The following is a 19,193-nucleotide window of genomic DNA, read 5'->3' as shown; positions in this document are numbered from 1 at the left end:
GGCAGACACACGGCGGGTGCTAACGTCCGTCGTGAAAAGGGAAACAACCCTGACCTACAGCTAAGGCCCCTAATTCATGGCTAAGTGGGAAAGCATGTGAGACGACCAAAACAACCAGGAAGTTGGCTTAGAAGCAGCCATCTTTTAAAGATAGCGTAACAGCTCACTGGTCTAAATAAGTTGTCTTGCGGCGAAGATGTAACGGGGCTCAAGCCATGAGCCGAAGCTTAGGATGTGCGATTTATCGTACGTGGTAGCGGAGCGTAGTGTGACATAATTCCATGTGTCCTTACCGTCTTTCGAGGCGGATTGGACACGCGGAGTTTTCTGTGAAGCCGGGGCGTGAGCCATCCGGTGGAGAGATCACTAGTGAGAATGATGACATGAGTAGCGACAAACAGGGTGAGAGACCCTGTCGCCGAAAGTCCAAGGGTTCCTGCTTAAAGCTAATCTGAGCAGGGTAAGCCGACCCCTAAGGCGAGGCCGAAAGGCGTAGTCGATGGGAACCAGGTTAATATTCCTGGGCCATGAGGTGGTGACGGATCTCGAAGGTAGTTCGTCCTTATTGGATTGAACGGGCTGCTAAGAGGTTCCTGGAAATAGCCCCTCTATAAGATCGTACCCTAAACCGACACAGGTGGACTGGTAGAGAATACCAAGGCGCTTGAGAGAACGATGTTGAAGGAACTCGGCAAAATACCTCCGTAAGTTCGCGAGAAGGAGGCCCGGGTTTTACGCAAGTGGAATCCGGGGGCACAAACCAGGGGGTGGCGACTGTTTACTAAAAACACAGGGCTCTGCGAAGTCGCAAGACGACGTATAGGGTCTGACGCCTGCCCGGTGCTGGAAGGTTAAAAGGAGGAGTGCAAGCTCTGAATTGAAGCCCCAGTAAACGGCGGCCGTAACTATAACGGTCCTAAGGTAGCGAAATTCCTTGTCGGGTAAGTTCCGACCTGCACGAATGGCGTAACGACTTCCCCGCTGTCTCCAACATCGACTCAGCGAAATTGAATTGCCTGTCAAGATGCAGGCTTCCCGCGGTTAGACGGAAAGACCCCGTGCACCTTTACTACAGCTTCACATTGGCATCAGGCCAAGCATGTGCAGGATAGGTGGTAGGCTTTGAAGCAGGAACGCTAGTTTCTGTGGAGCCATCCTTGAGATACCACCCTTGCTTTGCTTGATGTCTAACCGCGGACCGTTATCCGGTTCCGGGACCCTGTGTGGCGGGTAGTTTGACTGGGGCGGTCGCCTCCCAAAGAGTAACGGAGGCGTGCGAAGGTTGGCTCAGAGCGGTCGGAAATCGCTCGTTGAGTGCAATGGCAGAAGCCAGCCTGACTGCGAGACTGACAAGTCGAGCAGAGACGAAAGTCGGCCATAGTGATCCGGTGGTCCCGAGTGGAAGGGCCATCGCTCAACGGATAAAAGGTACGCCGGGGATAACAGGCTGATGGTGCCCAAGAGTCCATATCGACGGCACCGTTTGGCACCTCGATGTCGGCTCATCTCATCCTGGGGCTGGAGCAGGTCCCAAGGGTACGGCTGTTCGCCGTTTAAAGAGGTACGTGAGCTGGGTTTAGAACGTCGTGAGACAGTTCGGTCCCTATCTGCCGTGGGTGTAGGATACTTGAGAGGAGTTGCCCCTAGTACGAGAGGACCGGGGTGAACGATCCACTGGTGGACCAGTTGTCATGCCAATGGCAGTGCTGGGTAGCTATGATCGGAAAGGATAACCGCTGAAGGCATCTAAGCGGGAAGCCCCCCTCAAAACAAGGTATCCCTGAGGACCGAGGTAGACCACCTCGTCGATAGGCCGGAGATGTAAGCGCAGCAATGCGTTCAGTTGACCGGTACTAATTGTCCGATAGGCTTGATTTGATCCAGTAGTAGACTGGCTGTCATTCTGAAAAGAATGCAGACAAATCAAAAGCATACACTACACCGTATTAGTTGCGGGACTTGGATACGATGTGTTCTTTTCTTGATTTGGTGGTCATAGCGCGAGCAAAACACCCGATCCCATTCCGAACTCGGCCGTTAAGTGCCGTCGCGCCGATGGTACTGCGTCTTAAGACGTGGGAGAGTAGGTCACCGCCAAATCTAGTAAGGAACACATCTTGTATCTCTCGACGATGTATCAATAAAAACTGCCGCCCTTCGGGGCGGCATTTTTGTTTTTTGGACGACTTCGCCGCGAGTGTGTCGCCAAATGGCAGTTATCCGTTCTTTGTTCCGATCGCAGATCGTAAACGTTGGCCAGAATTTGGCTCTGCGTGATCTACATGGCGTCTTTATCGTCGATCGTCCGGTTATTAATTGCGCTTTGCTTGAAGTACGGGCCCAGATAGAGAACTCCGAGCCTTTTGGCCTCGTGATCGAGCGTCGTCCGTCAATCAACTGGAAGACTTCCGAAAACGAAAATGCTCATTTTCCACTGCCAGGCGCGTCAGATCTTTTGTTTTGATCGCTAACAATTCACCGTCGCCGTTTTCTGCGGCATCCCTCTCACCTCGGCGACACCCAAGAACCTTGACGGATCGTTCAGCTGTACCGCGCATTCAGTCCTGACGGCTGATTTGGCCTCCTTTTTTGGCACAAATCCGCGATCCAGGATTGAGATCCATTCATTTCGAGTCCTGGCGTCACGTGTGTGGTCGGGCTTTCACGGTCACATTCATGCGACGCGCAAAGCGTAGTGAAAATCGCCCGACTTTTTGGCGTTATGCCCTTGCAGCCCCCTGCGATGACAGTTAAGTCACATCCGTTGGCGCGGGGTGGAGCAGCCCGGTAGCTCGTCAGGCTCATAACCTGAAGGTCGTAGGTTCAAATCCTACCCCCGCAACCAATCCTCTGCATCAGGTCGTTCGGCGAAAGCCCGACGGCCTTTTTTGTTGTCCGGGTGTCTCGTAGAGTGCGGGAGGTTTGGTCCGACGTGACGCTCGCGGCAAACAGGATATGGGAGTGATCGAAATGACTTTGAACGCTGATTTTGCCACGCGTGTGGTGGTTAATTCTGCCGAAACAGCGTGGATTGCATCGCCGATGCCGGGTGTGGACCGACGAATGCTAGACAGGATCGGGGATGAAGTTGCGCGGGCAACCTCGATCGTGCGGTATGCTCCGGGCAGCAGGTTTTCGGCGCATACGCACACGGGCGGCGAGGAGTTCATCGTGCTGGAAGGTGTGTTTCAGGACGAACACGGCGACTATCCGGCCGGGACCTACGTCAGAAACCCGCCGACCACGTCGCATACGCCGGGATCGGAACAGGGGTGCACGATATTCGTGAAGCTCTGGCAGTTCGACATGGAGGACCGCAGGCAGTTCCGCAAGGCCATGGTCGACGAACTGTCTGACCCTGTGGATGGCGTAGCTGTGGCCGAGTTGCACCGGGATGCGCGTGAGGTCGTGACCTATTGCCATCTGGCACCCGAGACCGTGTTTGAAAGCGACGCGCCCGGTGGAATAGAGGTGCTTGTTCTTGCGGGGGCCGTGGTGGAAAGTGGCGAAAAGCTTGGGGAAGGGGCGTGGCTGAGACTGCCCGAAGGTCAGCGTTTAAGTATTGAATCTCAAACGGATGGCGCGCGGATTTGGATGAAGACGGGCCATCTTCGCTATGCCGCTGCGCCCGCGATCTGAGGCATTACTCCGCAATCGTCATGTCGGCAGCAAGGCTGTTTTCCAGAACTCGCCGGGCGTTTGGCAAGTCGTTGTCGAGGGCTTTGGTACGCGCGCCGTCTTCGGAGAATCCGAATTGCAGCCAGCGCTGGATGAGCCTTTGTTCAAGTTCATCGACCGGCACCGTCAGCATGACGGACAGTGTCCAGTGCTTTGACAGATCGCGCCAGCCGGGCTCGTTGAGCAAAAGATAGTTCCCCTCGACGATCACCGTCGTCATCTCGCGCGTCACAACCGAACTCGATCCTATCGACGCATCGCGGGAGCGATCGAATGTCGGGGCGATCACTTCGTCTTCGACCGCCAAGCGCGTAAGAAGTGATGTGAATCCGGCAAGGTCAAAGGTTTCCGGCGCACCCTTGCGCGCACGCAGGCCGCGCGCATCGAGCACCGAATTGTCCAGATGAAAACCGTCCATGGCAACCAGCCCGGTTGGCACCCCGCGCGCGTTCAGAACGCGCAGGAGGGTTGACGCGACGGTCGTCTTTCCCGAGGCCGGGGGGCCGACAACCGCGATCAGATTGCGTCGTTGCGGCTTGGGCAATGCCTCGGCCCGGTCCGCGATCGCTCCGGCAATATCCGATGGCGTTGTCATGGTGAAATCAGGCAGCGGCGGTTTGCTCGGGTTCTTTCGCGCCCGTCATGTACGCCACGGCATCTGACATCGAATGATCCTTGGGGTCGATGACGCAAAGGCGTTTGCCAAGACGGTGCACATGGATACGGTCCGCGACCTCGAAAACGTGTGGCATGTTGTGGCTGATCAGAATGATCGGGATACCACGCGATTTCACGTCCTGAATAAGCTCAAGCACCTTGCGGCTTTCCTTGACGCCGAGGGCCGCTGTGGGTTCATCAAGGATGATAACCTTCGAGCCGAAAGCCGCCGCACGCGCCACGGCGACGCCCTGTCGTTGGCCGCCAGACAGGGTTTCGACTGCCTGATTGATGTTCTGGATCGTCATCAAGCCAAGCTCGGTCAGCTTGTCACGGGCGAACTTTTCCATCGCGGCGCGGTCGAGTTTGCGCAGGTACTTGCCCATGAAACCCGGTTTGCGCAGCTCGCGACCCATGAACATATTGTCGGCGATCGACAGGGCGGGAGACATGGCAAGTGTCTGATAAACGGTCTCAATTCCGTGTTCACGCGCCTGTATTGGGCTGGTGAACTGGATCTTTTTGCCTTCCAGCCAGACGTCACCCGCATCCGGCACCACAGCGCCCGAGACGGCCTTGATAAGCGTGGATTTCCCTGCGCCGTTGTCGCCGATTACGGCGAGGATCTCGCCTGGGTAAAGGTCGAAGTCGCAGTGATCCAGTGCGGTGACCTTGCCATAGCGTTTGACCAGGTTTCTGCCTTTGAGAATAGCTTCCATTACGCTGATACCTTTCTGATCCACTGGTCAACCGCGACAGCGGCGATGATGAGAAGTCCGATGAGCAGGAACGTCCATTGTGCGTCCGCTCCCATCAGGCGCAGGCCAAGTGTGAACACACCGACGATCAGGGCTCCGAAGAGCGCGCCAAGGATTGAGCCGCGCCCGCCGAACAGTGAGATACCACCGATCACCACAGCGGTGATGCTTTCGATGTTGGCAAGCTGCCCCACGGTGGGTGAGATCGAGCCGATGCGTCCAACCATTGCCCATCCGGCAAAGGCGCAGATCAGTCCCGACAGAATATAGACGGACATCAGCGTGCCCTTGACGTTCACGCCCGACAGTTCGGCGGCGTCAGGGTCGTCGCCGACCGCGTAGACGTGGCGTCCCCATGCGGTGTGTTTCAGCGCGTATGACAGCGTGAAGACCAACGCGAGCATGAAGATCACGCCAAGTGTCAGGGTGGCTCCGCCGACCTGGAATTTGGTGCCAAAGACCTGCAACAACGGGGCTGTATCTTCGATATCCTGGCTGCGGATGGTCTGGTTGGCGGAATAAAGGAAGTTCGAGGCCAGAACGATCTGCCACATGCCCAGCGTCACGATGAAGGGGGGCAATTTCATATAGGCGACGAGCCATCCGTTCATGACTCCGCAGATCAGGCCGACAAGCAGGCCGCACAGGATCGCGAGTTCGACGGGAATGCCATATGAAAACACCATCTGGCCCATCACAACCGAAGACAGAACCATGATCGCACCCACCGAGAGGTCGATGCCAGCTGTCAGGATGACCAGACTTTGCGCGGCCGCGACGATGCCGACGATCTGCACCTGTTGCAGGATCAGGGTCATCGCAAAGGGCGAGAAGAAGCGTTGGCCGACCAGCATCCCGAACAGGATGATCGAGGCCACCAGAACGATCAGCGGGACAAGGGCCGGGTTGACGTGCAGAACATGCTGCAGCTTCCCGATCAGGCCTTTGCGCGTATCTTCGAATTCGGCGACCGTTTCGTTAAGATTGCTGGACGCGGATTCGTAGTCTGTGTTGGCTGATTGCTCGGACATAGTAGTGCCTCCCCAAGACGGCGCGCCGTCAGGCCATGTGATTTTGTTTGATGATGTCAGATTTCTTCCGGTCTGTCTGTAGCCGGAGTGGGAGGGCGCGACGGGCGCACCCTCCCGAGAGGTCTGTTAACCCCAGCAGAGCTCGAGGCCTTCTGCGGACGTGATCGACGGAACACCGTCAACCGGGTTGTCCGTGACAAGGGCGACGCCCGTGTCAAAGAAAGCTTTGCCTGGTGTCGGCTCGGGCTTGATGCCTTCGTCAGCCCACTTCTTGATGGCCTCGACACCCAGTGCCGCCATCAACAGTGGGTACTGCTGCGATGTCGCGCCAATTGCTCCGTCCGCTACGTTCTGAACGCCGGGGCAACCGCCGTCGACGGACACAACGATCACGTCACCGACTTTGCCGAAGTCTTTCAGCGTCTCGTGCGCACCAGCGGCAGCCGGTTCGTTGATTGTGTAGAGAACGTTGACGCCCGGATCCATGGTCAGAAGGTTTTCCATCGACTTGCGTCCGCCTTCTTCGTTGGCGTTGGTCACTTCGTTGTTCACGATACGTGGATCTGTTTCATCGCCCCATTTTGCAGGGTCGCCAAGGTCGATGCCAAAGCCCTGAAGGAAGCCCTGGTTGCGCAGAACGCCAACCGTCGGCTGCGACACGTTGATGTTCATCATGCCGATTTTCGCGGTCGATGTGTCACCGATTGTGCCCGCAGCCCACTTGCCGATCAGCTCGCCGGCCAGGAAGTTGTCGGTTGCGAACGTCGCGTCAGCCGCTTCGATCGGTGTCAGTGGTGTGTCAAGCGCGATAACCACGAGGCCAGCGTCGCGCGCCTGCTGAACGGCAGGGACGATGGACGAAGTGTCGGACGCAGTGATCAGGATGCCTTTTGCGCCGTCGAGGATGCAGGTTTCGATCGCTTGAACCTGTGTCTCGTGGTCGCCATCGATTTTACCGGCAAAGGATTTCAGCGTCATGCCAAGCTCTGCGGCTTTGGCCTCGGCGCCTTCCTTCATCTTCACGAAGAATGGGTTCGTGTCAGTCTTGGTAATCAAGCAAACGGTGGTCGAATGGCCGTCAGCCATCGCTCCGCCAGCCGCGGCAAAAGTTGCAAAGGCCGTGCCCAAAAGTAGCTTTTTCATGTTTCCTCCCAAAGGTTTTATATCCGCCGACTTGCGCCGGGATGCCCGTAAGTAACTTTGATTCGGTGCAAGGGTCAATAAATAAATAAAAGTGATTTATAAATTGACATAAGCGGCCTCTTGCGTAAGGAATCCGCCAAGGAGGCCTGCGTTGACGACCGAAGAAATCCAGATTCTTGATCCCGAAGGCGGAGCGAACCAATCCGGTTTGCGCGATCAGAATGCGCGAGTCGTTTTGTCCTTTGTGCGGCGCCACGGTGCGATGCCAAGCGCTGAGATCGCGCGTCGTTCGGGGTTGTCCGCGCAGACGGTTTCCAACATCACACGCGCGCTTGAGGCTGACGGTTTGCTGTGCCGAGGTCCGGCCATCAAGGGCAAGGTGGGCAAGCCTTCGGTGCCGGTTGCGCTGAACCCGAGCGGCGTGAATGCGCTGGGTCTGAACATCGGTCGCCGTTCGGCTGAGTTGGTGCTGGTTGATTTCGGGGGCGCGCCTCTGGAGACGGTCGCGACGTCCTATGCTTATCCGACGATTGAGACGGTCTTTGCATTTCTGAAGAACGGCATCGCACGGATTTTCGCCAAGCATCCGCCAGCCCGTCAAAGCGTTTCGGCCATCGGCGTTGCCAGTCCAAGCAAGCTTTGGGAGTGGCTGGAGGTCGTCAATGCACCGAAAGAGGAGATGCAGCGATGGCAGGATCTCGATTTGCAGGCTGCAATCACTGAACTGACAGGCTTTGAGACCTATCTTGAAAACGACGCCACGTCGGCTTGCGTCGCCGAGCATCTGATCGGTCGCGGCAACGAGTTCTCGGACTTCGCCTATTTCTTTATCGGAGCGTTTATCGGCGGCGGGCTGGTTCTGAATGGCAAGGTTTTTTCAGGCCGCACTGGAAACGCGGCGGCCTTCGGACCGATGCCGGTGCCTGATGGATGTGGCGGCACAACCGAGCTTTTGAACGTCGCGTCCTTGCACGTGCTTGAAAAATCTCTGAGTGATGCGGGCATCGATCCGCTGCTTTTGCGTACGTATATCGACGATTGGGGGCGTTACGAGGACCATGTTGCGCCCTGGATCAAGACCACCAGTCAAAGTCTTGCGATTGCGGCGACGACAATCGCATCAGTTGTCGAGGTCGAGGTCATTCTGGTTGATGGCGCGATGCCGGCGGCGGTGTGCGAGCGGCTGACAGAGGCGACGCAAAAGGCCCTGGCGGCTTCTAAGCTGACCGTTGTTGTAAATCCGGTGATCGAACAAGCGCGCGTTGGACGTCGTGCGCGGTCCCTTGGGGCGGCCTTGTTGCCGATCCACGCGCGGTATTTTCTCGCTTAGATTTCGGGGCGTTCCAGCAGTTCCGCCAGCAGCGGGTTCGGAAAGCGCCGCTTCAGGGTGACCGCGTAGAAGGTCTCGCTGATGCCGGGCAGGCGGTCGGCTTCGACCAGTCGGCCACTGCTCAATTCGTCCTGCACGACAATCGGCGGCAGCACCGCAAGGCCGACACCGTCGCGCGCAAGCAGACGCATCATCGCCATGTCATCAACCTCGGCAGCGATCTGGGGGCGGATGCCAAGGCGGTCGGTCAGCGCGTCAAACCCGATCCGAACGCCGGTATCCGGGGGCGGCAGGATGACGGGTTGGGTTTCCAGCAGGCTTTTGAGGTCAAAAGGCGCAATCAGGCGATCGGGCGGACCGACAAGGCTGACCGGTTGTTCCGACAGCCGGTGCGACACGAAGTGTGTGACGGAATCGCGGGCCGGGGGCTGATTGATCAGGACAACATCGAGGTTGAGTGTTTCAAGCGCGCCGAGCAAATCCGCAGCACTGGCCGAGCGCAGGATGACTTCGACATCCCCACGCCCAAGGATGGGGCGCAGGAATTCAATGTGGAAGTTACGCGACAGCGTGGCCAGTGCGCCGATACGAATGGTTTGCCGGGTTTGCCCGGTTTCGCGCAGCGTCCCGACAAGTTCGCGTCCGGCCGCAAAGATCGTATCTGCGTGGTCCAGCGTGATGCGCCCCGCTTCGGTCAGGTGAAGCTGACGGCCGCGACGCTCGAACAGGGCATGGCCGAGGTGGTCTTCAAGCTGCTTGATCTGCACCGAAATCGCCGATTGCGAGAGGTTCATTCGTTCCGCCGTACGCGTGAGATTCCCGTCATGGGCCACGGCCCAGAAATACCGCAGATGATGATAATTGAAGTCCGCCATAACGTTCTATTAATACGAACGATAAGTAACAAACAATGAATTTTTTATTCCATTGGCGGGCTGTTAGGTGGTGCGCAAAGGTCCAATCCGACCAAACAGGAGACTTGCCTTGCTACTTGCCACTTTGCCGTTCCTTGCTCCCATTGCCCTTATTGCGGCCGCGGTTCTTGCGTTTCGCGGCCCCGCCATGCGTCCGACTGACACGCTGAAATCCATCGAGTATGCGACACTGGCAGCCTTTGGCGTGGCTGTCGTATCGGCGATTGCGCTGATCGCAGGCGGCGCAGGCACAAGTCCGGTTCTTGGCCTGTTCGGAATGGGACTGGCGGCGCGGCTGGATGCTGTCAGCGTGACGATGCTGTTGCTTGTGACCTTCGTGGGCTGGGTAGTGGTGCGGTTTTCGGCCACCTACATGGACGGTGAAGACCGGCAGGGGCCTTTCACGGGTTGGCTCTGCGCCGCCTTGGCGGCGGTCATGCTCTTGGTGATCTCGGGCAGTCTGTTGCAGCTTGGCGCCGCGTGGATTGCGACCAGTCTCTTTTTGCACCGGCTCTTGCTGCATTATCCCGACCGGGTCGCCGCACAGAGGGCAGGACGCAAGAAATGGGTGACTGCGCGGCTTGGTGACGTTGCCCTGGTAGCGGCGGTTATCCTGCTTTTGGCGACCTATGGCACCGGCAATATCGCGATCATTCTCGCCGAAGCACGGGCGTCCGGCGCAACTGGAACCGCACCCTGGATCGCCGCGCTTCTTGCGATTGCCGCCCTTTTGAAGTCGGCGCAGTTCCCGACGCATGGCTGGCTGACCGAGGTGATGGAAACACCGACACCCGTGTCGGCCCTGCTGCATGCAGGCGTCATCAACGCGGGTGGTTTTCTGTTGATCCGGCTTTCTGACGTGATGCTTTTGTCGCCGGCTGTTCTGGCGATCCTGGTGATGCTCGGCGGGTTCACCGCGCTTTTCGGCGGTCTTGTCATGCTGACCCAACCGGCGGTGAAGACGTCGCTGGCGTGGTCCACGGTCGGTCAGATGGGCTTTATGATATTTCAGTGCGGTCTGGCGCTTTTCCCGCTGGCGCTTTTGCACATCGTCGCGCATTCGCTTTACAAGGCGCACGCGTTTCTTGCCTCGGGGCAGGCGGTCGACGGCGTCGCCGCGATCCGTCGACCCGGACCGGTTGCGATCCCGAACGGCAAGGCCGTGGGACGCGCCTTTCTTCTGGCTCTGGTGATCTACGCGGTCGTCGGTCTGATCTTCGGTTTCAGCGGCAAATCTCCGCAAGCGATTGCGTTGGGCGCGATTCTGATCTTCGGGGTTGCCTACTTGTTGGCTCAGGGCCTTGCGGATGCGGCGCCCAGGGTTCTGACACAGCGCACGGCGGTTTACTCGGTCGCTGCAGCGACGGGCTATTTCGCTTTGCAAACATTCGTTGAGTGGCTGATGGCAGGCACCTTGCCGCAGACACCGGCACCCGGACCGCTGGAATGGGCGCTGATCGTGCTGGCATTGTTAAGCTTCGGAACGGTCGCGATTGCGCAAAGCATGTTTCCGCTCTGGGCCTATCACCCAGCGGCGGCAGGTCTGCGCGTGCACCTGTCCAACGGCCTTTATGCCAACGCGGTCTTCGACAAACTGCTTGGCGGATGGTCGGGCGAAGTCGGCACACACATAAAGGCACCCAAAGACAATGAGGTCTCGTCATGAAAAAATCCCCCAAGCTTCGCAGCAAGACGCTCGCTGCTGCCTGTGACCTCGCAGCACGCGCGATCCCGCCGGTCTGGCCACTGGCCTCGTCCGTGGCGGTGAACCCTTTCCTAGGCCAAACCGGCGAAATGCTGGCCGATGTCGGCGCGCGCCTTGGCCGGATTTCCGGAACAGCGGTAACGATGCCACGCGCCTGGTATGACGCCAAACTAACTGATGGGACGATCACGGACACAGATCTCGAGGACGCCATTGCCGCCTCGGGAGTTGAGGGTATGACTCCCGAAACCCTACGCGATGCGGCGAAAGCCGAATCCAACCCCGCGCCGGTCTTGCCGATGGTTTCGCATCTTGCGGCCGAGGTTTCGGGCATCGACTGGCCAGGCATTCTAAAAGAACGCTTCGGCGTCTGGGCCGCGGGGTATTTCGACGAAGGGCAGGCGCTTTGGGCAGCCCCGCGCGGGCGCGGCGCTTACTCGGCGTGGCGCGAAGTGGCGACCCATGATCTGACCCCGGAAATCACCGGCCTCAAAGGGTTTGCGCAATTCGTGAATGATGCGCCCGAGACGGCCGAAGCCGCGACAGCGCGCAGTGCCGCCCGGCTTGGGCTGAGCGAGGCTATGCTGCAAACCTATTTCCATCAGGCGCTGCTGGATTTCGGTGGCTGGTCGCAGGTCGCCCGCTACAAGCTTTGGGAGGCCGAACTGGCCGGGTCTGATGACGCGACCATTACAGATTTTCTGGCCATCCGGCTCATCTGGGAAGAAGCCCTGCTGACCCAATATGAAGCCGAGATTGAATCTCTCTGGGCAGAGACGCGGGCCGGACACGCCCGCCCCTTGCAGCCATGCGAGAGCATTGTAATCGACGCGCTTTTGCAGGAAGCGGCCGAGCGCGCGACCCAGCGTGACCTTGCCGAGACGTTCGCCGCGCCCTTGGCCGAAGCCAAGGTGTCGCGCCCCGCGCTACAGGCTGCGTTCTGCATCGACGTCCGTTCCGAGGTCTTTCGACGCGCGCTTGAAGCGACCTCGCCCAAGATACAAACGCTGGGTTTTGCAGGCTTCTTTGGTCTGACAGCAGCACACAGAGGGTTTGCCTCGGACGTCGTTGAAAAGCGTCTTCCGGTCTTGCTGAACCCCGGCATCACCAGTGTGTCCGGCGATGTTTCGGTTGCCGAGGCAGACCAGACAGCGCGGTTTCAGGCCCGTGCAAAACGCGCATGGGGTCGGTTCAAACTGGCCGCCGTTTCGTCCTTTGCCTTTGTAGAGGCCACCGGCCCGATCTATGCGGGCAAGCTGGTGAAGGACGCGCTGAACATGTCGCCAAACAGCCCGCCAAACGATCCGGCCCCAAGGCTGGACCCGGCGCTGGATTTGGAAACGCGCACCGTCGCAGCCAATACGGTCCTGCGGGCGATGTCTCTGACGCAGAATTTCGCGCGCCTGATCGTGATCGCCGGGCATGGGGCGAACGTGGTCAACAACCCCCATGCCAGTGGGCTGCATTGCGGTGCTTGTGGCGGGTATTCCGGTGAGGTGAATGCCCGCCTGCTGGCGGGGCTGCTGAATGAGCGCGATGTGCGCGAGGGTTTGGTCGCCCATGGCATCGACATCCCGGCCGATACGCATTTCGTTGGGGCGTTGCACGATACAACGACCGATACGGTGACGCTTTATAAGGACGACTACGCACATGCGCCGCACGCCAAGGATATCGCCCACGCAGTCGCCTGGTTCGAGCAGGCGGGCAAGGCCACCCGTGCCGAGCGGTCCCTGCGTTTGCCGCGTGCGGCGAGCGACGAAGACATCGCGCTTCGGGCGCGGGACTGGGCCGAAACGCGGCCTGAATGGGCGCTTGCTGGCTGCAAGGCCTTTGTCGCCGCACCCCGGGGCCGGACCGCGGGCAAAAGTCTGGAAGGGCGGGCGTTTCTACATGATTACGACTGGAAACAGGACACGAGCTTCGGCGTTCTTGAACTGATCATGACGGCGCCCGTGGTGGTCGCAAGCTGGATCAGCCTGCAATATTATGGCTCTACGGTTGCTCCGGCTTTGTTCGGGTCGGGCAACAAGTTGTTGCACAACGTCACGGGCGGGATCGGTGTGGTTGAAGGCAACGGCGGCATTATGCGGGCCGGACTGCCGCTGCAGTCGGTGCATGACGGCGAGAGATACGTCCATGAACCAGTGCGCCTGTCGGTTTGCATCGAAGCGCCACGCGAAGCGATGACCGACATTCTCAGGCGGCACGACGGAGTGAGGGCGTTATTCGACAATCGCTGGCTCTATCTTTTTGCGCTGGACGACGCTGGTCGGATGGCCTGGCGGTACGAGGGCAATCTGGAGTGGTCCGAAGTGCCGGTGCCGAGCTCTGCCGAACCTGTCTTGGACATAGCGGGTTAGGCCTTCGAATAATTTTACGCGCGTAAAATAATTTGACTTTTGCGCATTGCTTCATGTTCTGTTCCCCTCGGACGTAGGGGAGCAGACAATGAAGACGCAAACGCGGGTGGTGGTGATCGGCGGGGGTATTGCAGGCTGTTCCACGCTTTATCATCTGACGCAGGAAGGCTGGAGCGATGTCGTTCTGGTCGAGCGTAACGAGTTGACATCGGGCACGACCTGGCACTCGGCGGCGCAAGTGACAAATTTCGGGATGAACCAGACGATGGTGGGGCTCAAGACCCATTCCATCAATCTTTACAAAGACCTGGCCAATGATCCCGAGTATCCGATCAACTATCATCACGGTGATGGTGGCATTCGACTGGCCAATACCGAGGCCCAGATGGAGGGTTATCGCCATTTTGCGTCGATGGCGCGCGGCATGGATGTCGAATTCGAGGTGATCGACGCCGAAGAATGCGCGCGTCGTCATCCGCTGATTTCAACGGACAACCTGCTAGGTGGGCTTTGGGACGGCAACGACGGCGATATCGACCCCGCGCAATTGTGTCAGGCCTTGGCGCGCCGCGCGCGCAAAGCCGGGGCCGAGGTCTATCGCAACACCCCCGTTACGGGGCTGACGCAGCACAAGGACGATAGCTGGACGGTCCACACCGAGCACGGCGATATCGCTTGCGAAATCGTGGTTAATGCGGGTGGATACAGGGTCAACGAGGTCGGCGCGATGATGGGCGTGCAGCATCCCGTTGCGTCGATGGAGCACCAGTATTTCCTGACAGAAGAAATCCCCGCTATCCGCGACGCGGGCCACCGGATGCCGCTTCTCAGGTGTCCGATCAGCGATTATTACTGTCGGCAGGAAAAGAACGGCTTGCTGGTCGGGTTTTACGAACAGGGCTGCAAGACATGGGGCATGGACGGCATTGACCCGCACTTCGTCAATGCGCTTTGCCCGGACGATCTTGACCGCGTGACGGATGTGCTGGAAGGCGCATTCGCGCGGATGCCAGCCTTGATGGAGACGGGAATTCACACCGTCGTCAATGGCCCGATCACCTATACGATCGACGGTGCGCCTTTGGTTGGGCCAATCCCGGGAAAGAGAAATGCGTTTTGTATCATCGGCTTGCGCGCTGGTCTGGGCGAGGGCGGCGGACACGGCTGGCTCTTGGCGCAACAGATCGTCCACGGTGAAGCCTGTTATTATACTTGGGTCATCGACCCGCGTCGTTTTGCCGGGCACACCAACGTCGAACTGACGGCACTGAAGGCCATCGAGGACTATCAGAACGAGTTCCGGTTCCATTTCCCGAACGAGCATCGCCCCGCTGGTCGTATGGCAAAGACCACGCCGCTGACGTCGGTTCTGGCGGCGGAAGGCGCGGAATTCACCGTGGTGAACGGATGGGAGCGCGCGGAGTATTTCAAGCCGACGCCTGAGTTCCACGTGACGCATGGCTTCCGGTTCGACGAGACCTTCGACGTGGTTGCGGCTGAAATTGCGGCTGTGCAGAACGGGGTCGGATTAACCGAGGTTAACGGCTTCAACCGCTTTGAAATCACGGGCAACGACGCGCAGAGTTTCCTTGACCGGATGGTTTGCGGAACGCTTCCCAAGCGTTCGGGGCGTGTCGGTCTTGTCTATCTTCTCAATCATCACGGGATGCTGAAAGCCGAGGCGACGATTGCCAATATTCCCGCGTCGGAACGGGGGCCGGACCGCATCTGGTATGGCTCGGCGGCGGCGTCGGAGCTCCATGACATGGATTGGCTGACGCAGCATATCGGCCTGCAGGAAGACGTTCGGATCCGGTCGCTGACCAACGATCAGACCATACTTGTTCTGGCAGGTCCAAAGGCGCAGGCGGTGCTGCAATCGGTGTCGCGGGGCGACTGGTCGGATTTGGCCTTCCCGTGGCTGTCGGTGCGCGAGTGCTTCATTGGTTACGCTCCGGCGACCGTCATGTCGGTCAGCTTTTCCGGTGAACGGGCCTATGAAATCCACGTTCCGAACGCTTCGCTTTATGCGGCCTACACAGCGCTGCGGGAGGCGGGCAAGGCACATAAGCTGAAGCTGTTCGGCGCTCTTGCCGTTGAGTCTTTGCGCTTGGAAAAGGGATACCTGCACTGGAAGGCGGATATCCTGACCGAATTCGATCCGTTTGAAACAGGGCTGGATCGTTTCGTTAAGATGCAAAAGCCTTCGTTCGTCGGGAAGGACGCTTTGGCCAGGCGGGCTGATGCCGGGGCGAAGCGCAGGTTGGTCACCCTCATACTGGACACCACCGATGCACCCGCCCATGGTGGCGCTTCGGTTATCGTGGGCGGACAGGTCGTTGGCACCGTGACTTCGGGGGGGTGGGGGCACCGGGTTGGAAAGAACATCGCCTATGCTTTCGTGACGCCCGACTGCGCGGGTATCGGGCAGGGACTGCACGTCGATAGCCTTGGTGCGATGGTCGCAGCGAAGGTGGTTGCGCCTGCGCTTTATGATCCGGCAATGGAGCGTGTGCGCGGCTGACCAGAAAACGGCCGAATCGTGATTTTTTGACCCGTCCTGTGGAATGCAAGCGAAACCGACGCTGTTACCTGATGTCGCACGTGCGAAAACTCATATATTTCAGAGCTTTCCCGGCGTTCGGCATCTTGCAATTTGCCCAATAGCTGCTTCAATGGCGCTATGCTGGATGAAGATGTAAAAACCCAAGCTCGATCGCACACCAAGTGCGCGTCCTGCCCTGTTCGCCACCGGGCGGTGTGCGCGCGTGCGAATTCGGACGAGTTGACACTGTTGGATTCGGTGAAGTTCTACAAAACCTATCAAGCCGGGCAAACGATCGCGCTACGTGGTGATCCGCTGGAAGTCCTGTCGTCCGTTGTTTCCGGCACGGCGACGCTGTCGCAGTCGATGGAAGACGGGCGCACGCAGATCGTCGGGCTTTTGCTGCCATCGGATTTCATCGGTCGCCCCGGACGCGACACCGTGGCCCATGATGTAACCGCCGTGACTGAGGTCACCTTGTGCTGTTTCCGGCGCAAGCCCTTTGAGAACCTGCTGGTGAACATGCCGCATGTGCAAGTGCGCCTTCTGGAAATGACACTCGACGATCTGGACGCGGCGCGTGACTGGATGCTGCTTTTGGGCCGCAAGACCGCACGCGAAAAGATTGCGAGTTTCCTATTGTTGATTGCTCATCGTTCGGTGGCGAATGCCGAAAAGACCCTTGCCAACGAAGTGCGCATTGAGCTGCCATTGTCGCGCGAAACGATGGCAACCTATCTTGGTTTGACGATCGAGACGGTCAGCCGTCAGTTCACTGCGCTACGCAAGGATGGCCTGATCTCGCTGGACGGGACGCGGTCGGTGTTCGTACCCGATGTTGCGGCTTTGGCGGCAGAAGTCGGGGACGGCGAATAAACCTCATTTGACCTCTGTCAAAGCGGTCGGACCGCATGGGCACCATACTGTCTGCAACAACAGCGGACAGGAGAACTCCCATGTACAAGAATATTGCCGTTCCCGTTTCTTTCGACGAAGACAAAGACGTCACCAGCGCAATCGGCGTCGCAAAGGCGCTTGCCGATGACGCCGCACGCATAACGTTTATTCATGTTGTCGAAAACGTGCCAAGTTATGTGGTGGATCTTATCCCACAGACGACTATCGATGCGCGCCGCGAAGAAATCGACACGCGCATGAAGCAACTTACGGCCGGGGTCGAGAATGCAGCCGCCACGGTGGTTCATGGCTCGGCGGGTCGTGCAATCACGCAATGGGCTGCCGAGAACGACGCCGACTGCATTGTCATCGCCTCTCACCGCCCGGTCTTTTCGGACATGTTGCTGGGTTCGACCGCCGCCTGGGTGGTCCGGCACGCCGATTGTGCGGTTCATGTGGTGCGATAATTTCGCCTCTTGATCGAGATCAAAGCGGGCGGCGTGCTGGCCGCCTATCCGACAATGGCGAACAGATCTGCGTCGAACCAGACGCGAAATCCGGGACAGGACTATGCTGAACACATTCAAGCTTACGATACTGGGGCTGATTGCTCTGGTCGCGGCACTGGCCGCCAACTGGGGACAGGATCTGGCCTATCAGGTCCATGCCGTCCTTATCATGCTCATCTCTGCAGGGCTGTTTATTTCGATCCTGCGAAAATTCGACGAGCCGGCACCCGTTGTCGACACGTCGGGCTATATGGACGGTGTGATCCGCGCAGGCGTGATTGCGACGGGCTTTTGGGGGGTCGTTGGCTTCCTCGTCGGCGTCGTCATCGCCTTCCAGTTGGCCTTTCCGGTTCTGAATTTTGATTGGGCTCAACCCTATCTGAACTTTGGCCGCCTGCGTCCGCTGCACACAAGTGCGGTGATTTTTGCGTTTGGTGGCAACGCTTTGATCATGTCGTCGTTCTATATCGTGCAACGCACCTGCGGCGCGCGGCTTTGGGGCGGCAATCTGGCGTGGTTCGTGTTCTGGGGCTATCAGCTTTTCATCGTCCTGGCCGCAACCGGTTACGTTCTGGGCGCGACGCAATCCAAGGAATACGCCGAGCCTGAGTGGTATGTGGATATCTGGCTGACCATTGTCTGGGTCGCCTTTCTGCTGGTGTTCCTTGGCACGCTGTTCAAGCGTAAGGAAAAGCACATCTACGTCGCCAACTGGTTCCTGTTGTCTTTCATCATTACGGTTGCCATGCTGCACTTGGTGAACAACCTGTCGATCCCGGTCACGATCTGGGGCTCGAAATCGGTTCAGGTTTTCTCTGGCGTGCAGGATGCGATGACCCAGTGGTGGTATGGCCACAACGCAGTGGGCTTCTTTCTGACTGCGGGCTTCCTGGGCATGATGTATTACTTCGTGCCCAAGCAGGCTGGCCGCCCGGTCTTCAGCTATAAGCTGTCGATCATTCACTTCTGGGCGCTGATCTTCCTGTATATCTGGGCAGGTCCGCACCACCTTCACTACACCGCTCTGCCTGACTGGGCGTCGACGCTGGGTATGGTCTTTTCGATCATCCTGTGGATGCCAAGCTGGGGTGGGATGATCAACGGTCTGATGACCCTGCAAGGTGCATGGGACAAGCTTCGGACTGATCCGATTATCCGCATGATGGTGATCAGCCTTGCGTTCTACGGCATGTCGACCTTCGAGGGTCCGATGATGTCCATCCGCGCGGTGAACTCGCTGTCGCACTACACTGACTGGACCATCGGTCACGTCCACTCCGGCGCGCTTGGCTGGAACGGCATGATCACCTTTGGCGCGCTCTACTTCCTGACGCCAAAGCTTTGGGGTCGCGCGCAGATGTATTCAATGAGCGCCATCAACTGGCACTTCTGGCTCGCCACGATCGGTATCGTCCTTTACGCGGCATCGATGTGGGTCACGGGTATCATGGAAGGCCTGATGTGGCGTGAAGTGGATGCGCAAGGCTTCCTCGTGAACTCGTTCGCCGACACTGTCAGCGCCAAGTTCCCAATGTATGTGGTCCGTGGACTGGGAGGCGTGTTGTTCCTCGCCGGTGCCCTGATCATGGTCTGGAACATGTGGATGACCATCCGGGGAGGCGCAAAGGTCTCCGCCCCGGTTGGCGTCCCGGCAGAGTAAAGG

13 protein-coding genes, 1 tRNA gene and 2 rRNA genes (1 of these 16 only partly in view) are annotated in these 19,193 nt (G+C 58.6%); 11 read left to right on the top strand and 5 right to left on the bottom strand.

Annotated elements, in window-relative coordinates; translation table 11 throughout:
* From BOA8489_RS11140 to BOA8489_RS11120, 4 genes are all read left to right on the top strand, one after another.
* A 23S ribosomal RNA gene (locus BOA8489_RS11140) occupies positions 1 to 1,878 on the top strand (it extends 958 nt beyond the left edge of the window).
* A gap of 107 nt (positions 1,879 to 1,985) precedes the next feature.
* Positions 1,986 to 2,100: ribosomal RNA gene (gene rrf / locus BOA8489_RS11135) — 5S ribosomal RNA — on the top strand.
* 668 nt (positions 2,101 to 2,768) lie between these two features.
* Positions 2,769 to 2,845 (top strand) — tRNA-Met (locus tag BOA8489_RS11125).
* A 125-nt stretch (positions 2,846 to 2,970) separates the two neighbouring features.
* A complete protein-coding gene (locus BOA8489_RS11120; RefSeq protein WP_093974231.1) occupies positions 2,971 to 3,639 on the top strand; it encodes a cupin domain-containing protein in 669 nt (222 codons plus the stop codon).
* 4 nt (positions 3,640 to 3,643) lie between these two features.
* Here the strand turns inward: BOA8489_RS11120 and BOA8489_RS11115 are convergent, their stop codons facing one another.
* From BOA8489_RS11115 to BOA8489_RS11100, 4 genes are all read right to left on the bottom strand, one after another.
* Positions 3,644 to 4,273, bottom strand: coding sequence for a nucleoside/nucleotide kinase family protein (locus BOA8489_RS11115; protein WP_093974105.1), 630 nt, complete (start codon positions 4,271 to 4,273; stop codon positions 3,644 to 3,646).
* A gap of 7 nt (positions 4,274 to 4,280) precedes the next feature.
* On the bottom strand, positions 4,281 to 5,054 hold the full coding sequence (locus tag BOA8489_RS11110; protein ID WP_093974104.1) for an ATP-binding cassette domain-containing protein: 774 nt from the start codon (positions 5,052 to 5,054) through the stop codon (positions 4,281 to 4,283).
* Positions 5,054 to 6,124: an ABC transporter permease gene (locus BOA8489_RS11105; protein ID WP_093974103.1), complete on the bottom strand. Its 1,071-nt coding sequence runs from the start codon at positions 6,122 to 6,124 to the stop codon at positions 5,054 to 5,056. Before BOA8489_RS11105 ends, BOA8489_RS11110 begins: the two co-directional genes overlap by 1 nt.
* Before the next feature lie 126 nt (positions 6,125 to 6,250).
* Positions 6,251 to 7,267, bottom strand: a complete 1,017-nt coding sequence (locus tag BOA8489_RS11100; RefSeq protein ID WP_093974102.1) for a sugar ABC transporter substrate-binding protein — start codon at positions 7,265 to 7,267, stop codon at positions 6,251 to 6,253.
* A gap of 151 nt (positions 7,268 to 7,418) precedes the next feature.
* Between BOA8489_RS11100 and BOA8489_RS11095 the strand changes: the two genes are divergently transcribed.
* A complete protein-coding gene (locus BOA8489_RS11095) occupies positions 7,419 to 8,597 on the top strand; it encodes an ROK family transcriptional regulator (RefSeq protein ID WP_093974101.1) in 1,179 nt (392 codons plus the stop codon).
* Here the strand turns inward: BOA8489_RS11095 and BOA8489_RS11090 are convergent.
* A complete protein-coding gene (locus BOA8489_RS11090) occupies positions 8,594 to 9,472 on the bottom strand; it encodes a LysR family transcriptional regulator (RefSeq protein ID WP_093974100.1) in 879 nt (292 codons plus the stop codon). The two genes, BOA8489_RS11095 and BOA8489_RS11090, sit on opposite strands and share 4 nt — an antisense overlap.
* 109 nt (positions 9,473 to 9,581) lie before the next feature.
* Here BOA8489_RS11090 and BOA8489_RS11085 point away from each other — a divergent pair, with 109 nt between their 5' ends.
* The 6 genes from BOA8489_RS11085 to ccoN all read left to right on the top strand — a co-directional run bounded on the left by BOA8489_RS11085 (position 9,582) and on the right by ccoN (position 19,190).
* Positions 9,582 to 11,177, top strand: coding sequence for a proton-conducting transporter transmembrane domain-containing protein (locus tag BOA8489_RS11085; RefSeq protein WP_093974099.1), 1,596 nt, complete (start codon positions 9,582 to 9,584; stop codon positions 11,175 to 11,177).
* Positions 11,174 to 13,579, top strand: coding sequence for a YbcC family protein (locus BOA8489_RS11080; RefSeq protein ID WP_093974098.1), 2,406 nt, complete (start codon positions 11,174 to 11,176; stop codon positions 13,577 to 13,579). The genes BOA8489_RS11085 and BOA8489_RS11080 overlap by 4 nt, the downstream gene beginning before the upstream one ends.
* Positions 13,580 to 13,667: 88 nt before the next feature.
* On the top strand, positions 13,668 to 16,103 hold the full coding sequence (locus BOA8489_RS11075) for an FAD-dependent oxidoreductase (protein WP_093974097.1): 2,436 nt from the start codon (positions 13,668 to 13,670) through the stop codon (positions 16,101 to 16,103).
* Between the two features lie 159 nt (positions 16,104 to 16,262).
* Positions 16,263 to 17,000 (top strand): transcriptional regulator FnrL, encoded by a 738-nt coding sequence (gene fnrL, locus BOA8489_RS11070; RefSeq protein WP_093974096.1) that lies wholly within the window; start codon positions 16,263 to 16,265, stop codon positions 16,998 to 17,000.
* Between the two features lie 80 nt (positions 17,001 to 17,080).
* Positions 17,081 to 17,488: a universal stress protein gene (locus BOA8489_RS11065; RefSeq protein WP_093974095.1), complete on the top strand. Its 408-nt coding sequence runs from the start codon at positions 17,081 to 17,083 to the stop codon at positions 17,486 to 17,488.
* Positions 17,489 to 17,591: 103 nt separating this feature from the next.
* Positions 17,592 to 19,190: a cytochrome-c oxidase, cbb3-type subunit I gene (ccoN, locus tag BOA8489_RS11060; protein ID WP_093974094.1), complete on the top strand. Its 1,599-nt coding sequence runs from the start codon at positions 17,592 to 17,594 to the stop codon at positions 19,188 to 19,190.
* The last annotated feature ends 3 nt before the right edge of the window (positions 19,191 to 19,193 follow it).

Origin of the sequence: Boseongicola aestuarii, from assembly GCF_900184815.1 — a bacterium.
Lineage (GTDB): Bacteria > Pseudomonadota > Alphaproteobacteria > Rhodobacterales > Rhodobacteraceae > Boseongicola > Boseongicola aestuarii.
This window is presented reverse-complemented; position numbering and strand designations above follow the sequence as displayed.